Origin of the sequence: Bradyrhizobium sp. Mp27 (assembly GCF_029953005.1) — a bacterium.
GTDB classification, from domain to species: domain Bacteria; phylum Pseudomonadota; class Alphaproteobacteria; order Rhizobiales; family Xanthobacteraceae; genus Bradyrhizobium; species Bradyrhizobium barranii.
This window is the reverse complement of record NZ_JASAUS010000326.1, coordinates 1-4,366: the sequence shown is the minus strand read 5'-3', so window position 1 is coordinate 4,366 and position 4,366 is coordinate 1. Positions and strand designations below refer to the sequence as shown.

Annotated in this window: 4 protein-coding genes and 2 pseudogenes; 3 read left to right on the top strand and 3 right to left on the bottom strand. The window is 58.0% G+C overall.

Translation table 11 applies throughout. The annotated features are described in order from the left end of the window. Window positions 1-107: 107 nt before the first annotated feature. A pseudogene (locus QJT78_RS49055) lies at window positions 108-511 on the top strand (outer membrane beta-barrel protein); the annotation flags it as partial. Window positions 512-600: 89 nt separating this feature from the next. On the opposite strand, the gene QJT78_RS49050 reads toward QJT78_RS49055, so the two are convergent. Both QJT78_RS49050 and QJT78_RS49045 read right to left on the bottom strand, forming a co-directional pair. Then, on the bottom strand, window positions 601-1,284 hold the full coding sequence (locus QJT78_RS49050; protein ID WP_038945731.1) for a helix-turn-helix domain-containing protein: 684 nt from the start codon (window positions 1,282-1,284) through the stop codon (window positions 601-603). A 469-nt stretch (window positions 1,285-1,753) separates the two neighbouring features. Further along, window positions 1,754-2,209 carry a hypothetical protein gene (locus QJT78_RS49045; protein ID WP_049808110.1) on the bottom strand — a complete coding sequence of 152 codons (456 nt, stop codon included), beginning with the start codon at window positions 2,207-2,209 and terminating at the stop codon, window positions 1,754-1,756. A gap of 478 nt (window positions 2,210-2,687) precedes the next feature. Between QJT78_RS49045 and QJT78_RS49040 the strand changes: the two genes are divergently transcribed. Further along, on the top strand, window positions 2,688-3,209 hold the full coding sequence (locus QJT78_RS49040; RefSeq protein ID WP_038945733.1) for a Spy/CpxP family protein refolding chaperone: 522 nt from the start codon (window positions 2,688-2,690) through the stop codon (window positions 3,207-3,209). Window positions 3,210-3,358: 149 nt separating this feature from the next. Here the strand turns inward: QJT78_RS49040 and QJT78_RS49035 are convergent. Continuing rightward, window positions 3,359-3,543: pseudogene (locus tag QJT78_RS49035) on the bottom strand (IS5/IS1182 family transposase); the annotation flags it as partial. Window positions 3,544-4,150: 607 nt separating this feature from the next. Between QJT78_RS49035 and QJT78_RS49030 the strand changes: the two are divergent. Continuing rightward, window positions 4,151-4,282, top strand: coding sequence for a hypothetical protein (locus QJT78_RS49030; RefSeq protein WP_272481444.1), 132 nt, complete (start codon window positions 4,151-4,153; stop codon window positions 4,280-4,282). The last annotated feature ends 84 nt before the right edge of the window (window positions 4,283-4,366 follow it).

Below are 4,366 nucleotides of genomic sequence, written 5' to 3'. Positions count from 1 at the left end.
CCGGCGGCTCTTCTTCGTCATCTTCGCTCCTGATTCGCAGCAAGAATCCTCGCCGCTGTCAGGCAGAAAATCCACTCAAGCTACTGTCCGAATTTGCGGGGCCAGCTCTCTCAACCACAGGCAAGATTGATGGCATTGGGCTGTTCACGGCTCAATTCGGATGGGCATGGAAAGCGTCGCTGTTCTATGTGAAGGGTGGCGCTGCGGTGACGCGCAATCGCTTTGATGTCTTCAACAACCTCACCGGAGTCGGCCTGACTCCGCAGGTCACACGCGCTGGGGCGGTGCCCTCGGTGTCGGCTGGGAATACGGTTTCTCGCCGAATTGGTCGTTCGGCATCGAATACGACCATCTCTGGATGGGGCGTGACAACACGTCCTTCGCGGGCGTGGTCACGCCAGGGGGCATCACCCTTCTCGGCAACGGGGTCAGTCAGGATGTGGACATGGTCACACTTCGGTTGAACTATCGTTTCGGCGGTTATTCGGCACCGGTCACCGCTCGCTATTGAACCGTACTTCCGCGCAGATTAGAGGTCCCGGCATGGCACCGGGGCCGCTCAATTAGGAACGGCAAAGGGTCTTCGCTTCGACCCGGCTGTCAATTCTGACGATCGAAGCCGGCGAGTTGCTGCCGGTCCAACAGTACGATCTGGCGGTGGGTGGCACCGATGAAGCCGAGGATGCCAAGCTTGCGCAGATGCGATAACGCCCGCGAAACGGTTTCCAGCTTGAGTCCAAGGTAGTCCGCGATATCACGCCGTGACATTGGCAGTGCCAAAATGCCGGCGTCGGTGAGCCGCTCGTCCATCTCAAGGATGAAGGCCGCGACGCGCTCGATCGAAGTTTTGCGTCCAAGGAGCAGCATATGGTCTTCCGCATGCTTCAGATTGCTGGTGGTCATGCGGAGCAGATGCTTGGCCAGCGCGCCATCACTGCCGGAAATTACATCGAGATTCTGTCGCCGAATGAGGCGAACCGTCGTGTCCACGACGGCTTCTGCCGTAGAACGGTGCAGGCTTCCATTCTCCAGTCCGAAGATATCGCCGGAAACGTAAAAGGCGCCGATTTGCCGGCGGCCATCACGAAGCAGCTTGTAGCTTCGTACCGCGCCTGACTTGACCTGATAGACATAATCGGCGGGTTCCTTTTCGCCGTAGATCTTGTTGCACTTCCGATAGGTAAGTTGGCTCAGGCTGACGATCGGATTGGTTTCGGTCGGTATCCCCAGTTCGCAAAGGGAGTGCGGATGAGGCACCGACACTGAGGTGATATGCATCAGCATTGGACCCATTCCTTAATCTTGTGATGATGGGCCTGGTAACCGTGCAATTCCGGTGCCGGGTTAGGGGCGTGCATGGTGACAAGATTTTCAGGGATAGTGCATTCTCGGTATTGTCCTAAAGTTCATTGCACCAAAGAACAACAATGCCCGAGTTCGGATCTGTTTGGTTGCGGCGCTGCGGCGCAGAAATCTGCCATCGGTCTGCAGCTTAAGACCGGCGCTACGGTGATTGTTGGTGGACGTGTTCAATTTGCTCCCCGACGCTTCCCCAATCCGAGAGCCTGAACACGCCGGTCGCGGCCGCCTGCGGAGTGGGCAGAACGCGGATCAACGGCGTCTGCGTTGCAAGGACGACGATCCGCCAAACCCGGCGTGCAGTGCGCAGGTGTCTCCGTTGGCAGGGAAATGTCTGTGCGATGTACGAATAGGAGCCGCGAGACTCGGCGTTTGGATCTTATCCGGACGCCGATCACCAGGTTCTGAAGCCGAACCAGCCGAACTGTCCTTGTCGTGCCGCCAGAAGCATCTGCGGCTGGACGTTTCGCCTCGGTCGAGCCGCAACATGCAACATCTTGCGTTGTCGCTTGCGATCGACGGTTTCAGGCGGGCGTGTATCCTGTTTCGGCAGCATCGCGAAAGAATTCGCCACCGCCGGGCTCAGTGGGACGGTAACGGGCGGTTCGGCCACATCCGATGAAGTTGCGACCTCGGTCGCCTCGGCCACGGGCGCAGCGGCGACGATCACCGGCGACTGGGTATCGAAGACAATACGCTCGGGCCATTTGCGATCTGAGTGGATAAGTACGGCCGGCCGGTCCGCAGCCGCCTGATCGACGGTCGGGGCCCTCGGCAGCCAATAATCTGCAACAAAGAGCAGTGCGAGCAACACTGCTCCGACCTTCCAGAAATATGCCGCCAGTGGCATGCCGGTCGCTCCGGTGCGCCCCGAAACATTGACCTGGGCTCTACGTCGTCTGTTACCTGCAGCAAGATGGCCACGAGCTGCTTGATATAGATCAAGCGCGTTCGATCGCTCGCGAACGCGCTCTAACTGCAGCCGGTAATGCGCGCAACTGCCTTCATGTACTTAAGATCAAGTGCGCGTCACCTCCGTCTGACCGATAGTTGCGAGCGGTCAGGCGATCCGAATTCAAGCAGGTCTCAAGATCGAACCTGATATGCGAGCACCATCCCAGGGCGCTCTTCTCTGCCTCTTCCTTGGAGGGGCCAAACCCCACAAAGGTCTGAACGTGCCCGGCCTCGCCGTCGGCCCTCGATACGAGATTGATTTCTGAGATGTAAAAGGACGAACACTGGGCGGCGCTGGTTCCCTGATTTAGATCAACGTAACCGCGCAGTGCGTCACCATTGTCGTGTGGGGCAACTCGCCTAGGAGATGGCCGATGTTGAAAATAGTAGTTGCCGGAACAACCGCACTCTTCCTTGCTGCATCCCCGATTGCCAACGCGCAAACCTCGCAAACCTCTTCTGCGACTCCGGAACGGTTAAATGCAGCCGACCGGAATACGCTGACGGACATGAGGATTGATCTGGTAAAGGCGGCGTTGCAGCTGACACCTGACCAGGAGAAATACTGGCCCGCTGTAGAGAGCGCCATTCGTGCCAGGGCGGAGGACCGGAAAGCCCGCCTTGCAAAAATCGGAGAAACAGTAGGTAGACGGGCCGACGAAAACCGTGTCGAAGCCCTGCGCAATCGTGACCCTATCACCTTCTTGCAGCGGCGCTCGGAAGCATTGGCTCAACGATCAGCCGATTTGGATAAACTCGCCGAGGCGTGGCAGCCACTCTACAAAACGCTTAATCCCGAACAGAGGCAGCGCATGGCGGCCATCGCGATTCTGGTACTCCACGATATGAGTGATGCCGTAGACCGGCGCCGTGCGCTGTCCGAGGACGAGGACTAAGCCAAAGCAGTTCAATTCGAACCTAATGCATAATGGTCGGAGCATACGCAGCTAACTGACTGTATGCCTAGACGATGTTTGCTAAGGGTCTTGGCTGTAGAAGCACACTTTTGTAGATGAGCCGATAGCAAGCCAAGACCGGCTCGGCCTCAGGCCGCGATCACATAGATCAGCGGCTTGATCCCGACGATGTTGATGACCCGCGTCAGGCCAGAACCGAGAGTGCCATCTCGGCGGCTACTTTTGGGAGCGTTCTAGTGAGGAAGTGGGTCCCTCCCATGCGTGCATTCATCGTGCCGAACGGATGCTCGACTGTCTCGCGACGTTGGCGCATAGCGAGCGGGTTCAGGCATTCAGGCAATAGTGTCCATTGCCCACGATCCGCCTGCTCAACGAAGCGCCTCTCTGCTTCCCCCGCAGAATCACGAGAGAATCATGGCAAAGCAGCAGCGTTTCCACACAGCCAGGGTCACGAGCCGCAATACTTGCGGTGAGCAAAATCAAGTCGGCTCTGCCGCCAACAGCAGACCTCAGCAAGACCTCCCACACTTGTCGCGATGACCCAGGAAAAGACCTCGCTCCGGCAAAGAAAACCGAATATCTCCAGCGCAAGCAACTCTTGGTCGAGCCGAGACTGCGTCATCGCCGTAATACAAATATCCCCCGCTGTTACCATTCTGTCACGGATTTCGACGCTGCTTGTGCCCTAGTATTGAATGCCGACTAACTTGGGGCCCCGCGGTTCGCGGAGCGCTTTGCAGTAGCCGCCACTGGTTGCAAATGCCGCCCAGAGGTTTGCAATGAGATCAAACAAACCGGGAAGCCGCGTCATCAACTATGCGGCAGCGGTTGCTGCTCTCGTGCTTTGCGCTGATGTTTCGCATGCCGACCAGGGCGGTAGCTCGTTCTGGTTTCCGGGTCAGTTTGCGAGCCTCGTGGCCATGCAGCAGACACCGGGCTGGGCGCTCAGTGTCATCGATTACCATTCCGGCGTCGCCGCAACCGGGGGCGCTGCTGCGGCCAAAAAGATCCTGGCCGGCAAAATCCGTAAGCGGAGCTTTTCTCCCATTTGATTGACTGGTTTCGCTTCGGCTTTCGCTCTGCGATCCTTGGCTTGTCAGAGAGCCGAGAGGAGACTGAAGGCGATGGAACAATCG

What these genes read in the sequence shown, in the direction of transcription:
- QJT78_RS49050 (WP_038945731.1), bottom strand. Translation starts at nt 1,284, where the DNA reads ATGCTGATGCATATCACCTCAGTGTCGGTGCCTCATCCGCACTCCCTT.
- QJT78_RS49045 (WP_049808110.1), bottom strand. Translation starts at nt 2,209, where the DNA reads ATGCCACTGGCGGCATATTTCTGGAAGGTCGGAGCAGTGTTGCTCGCA.
- QJT78_RS49030 (WP_272481444.1), top strand. Translation starts at nt 4,151, where the DNA reads ATGCAGCAGACACCGGGCTGGGCGCTCAGTGTCATCGATTACCATTCC.
- QJT78_RS49040 (WP_038945733.1), top strand. Translation starts at nt 2,688, where the DNA reads ATGTTGAAAATAGTAGTTGCCGGAACAACCGCACTCTTCCTTGCTGCA.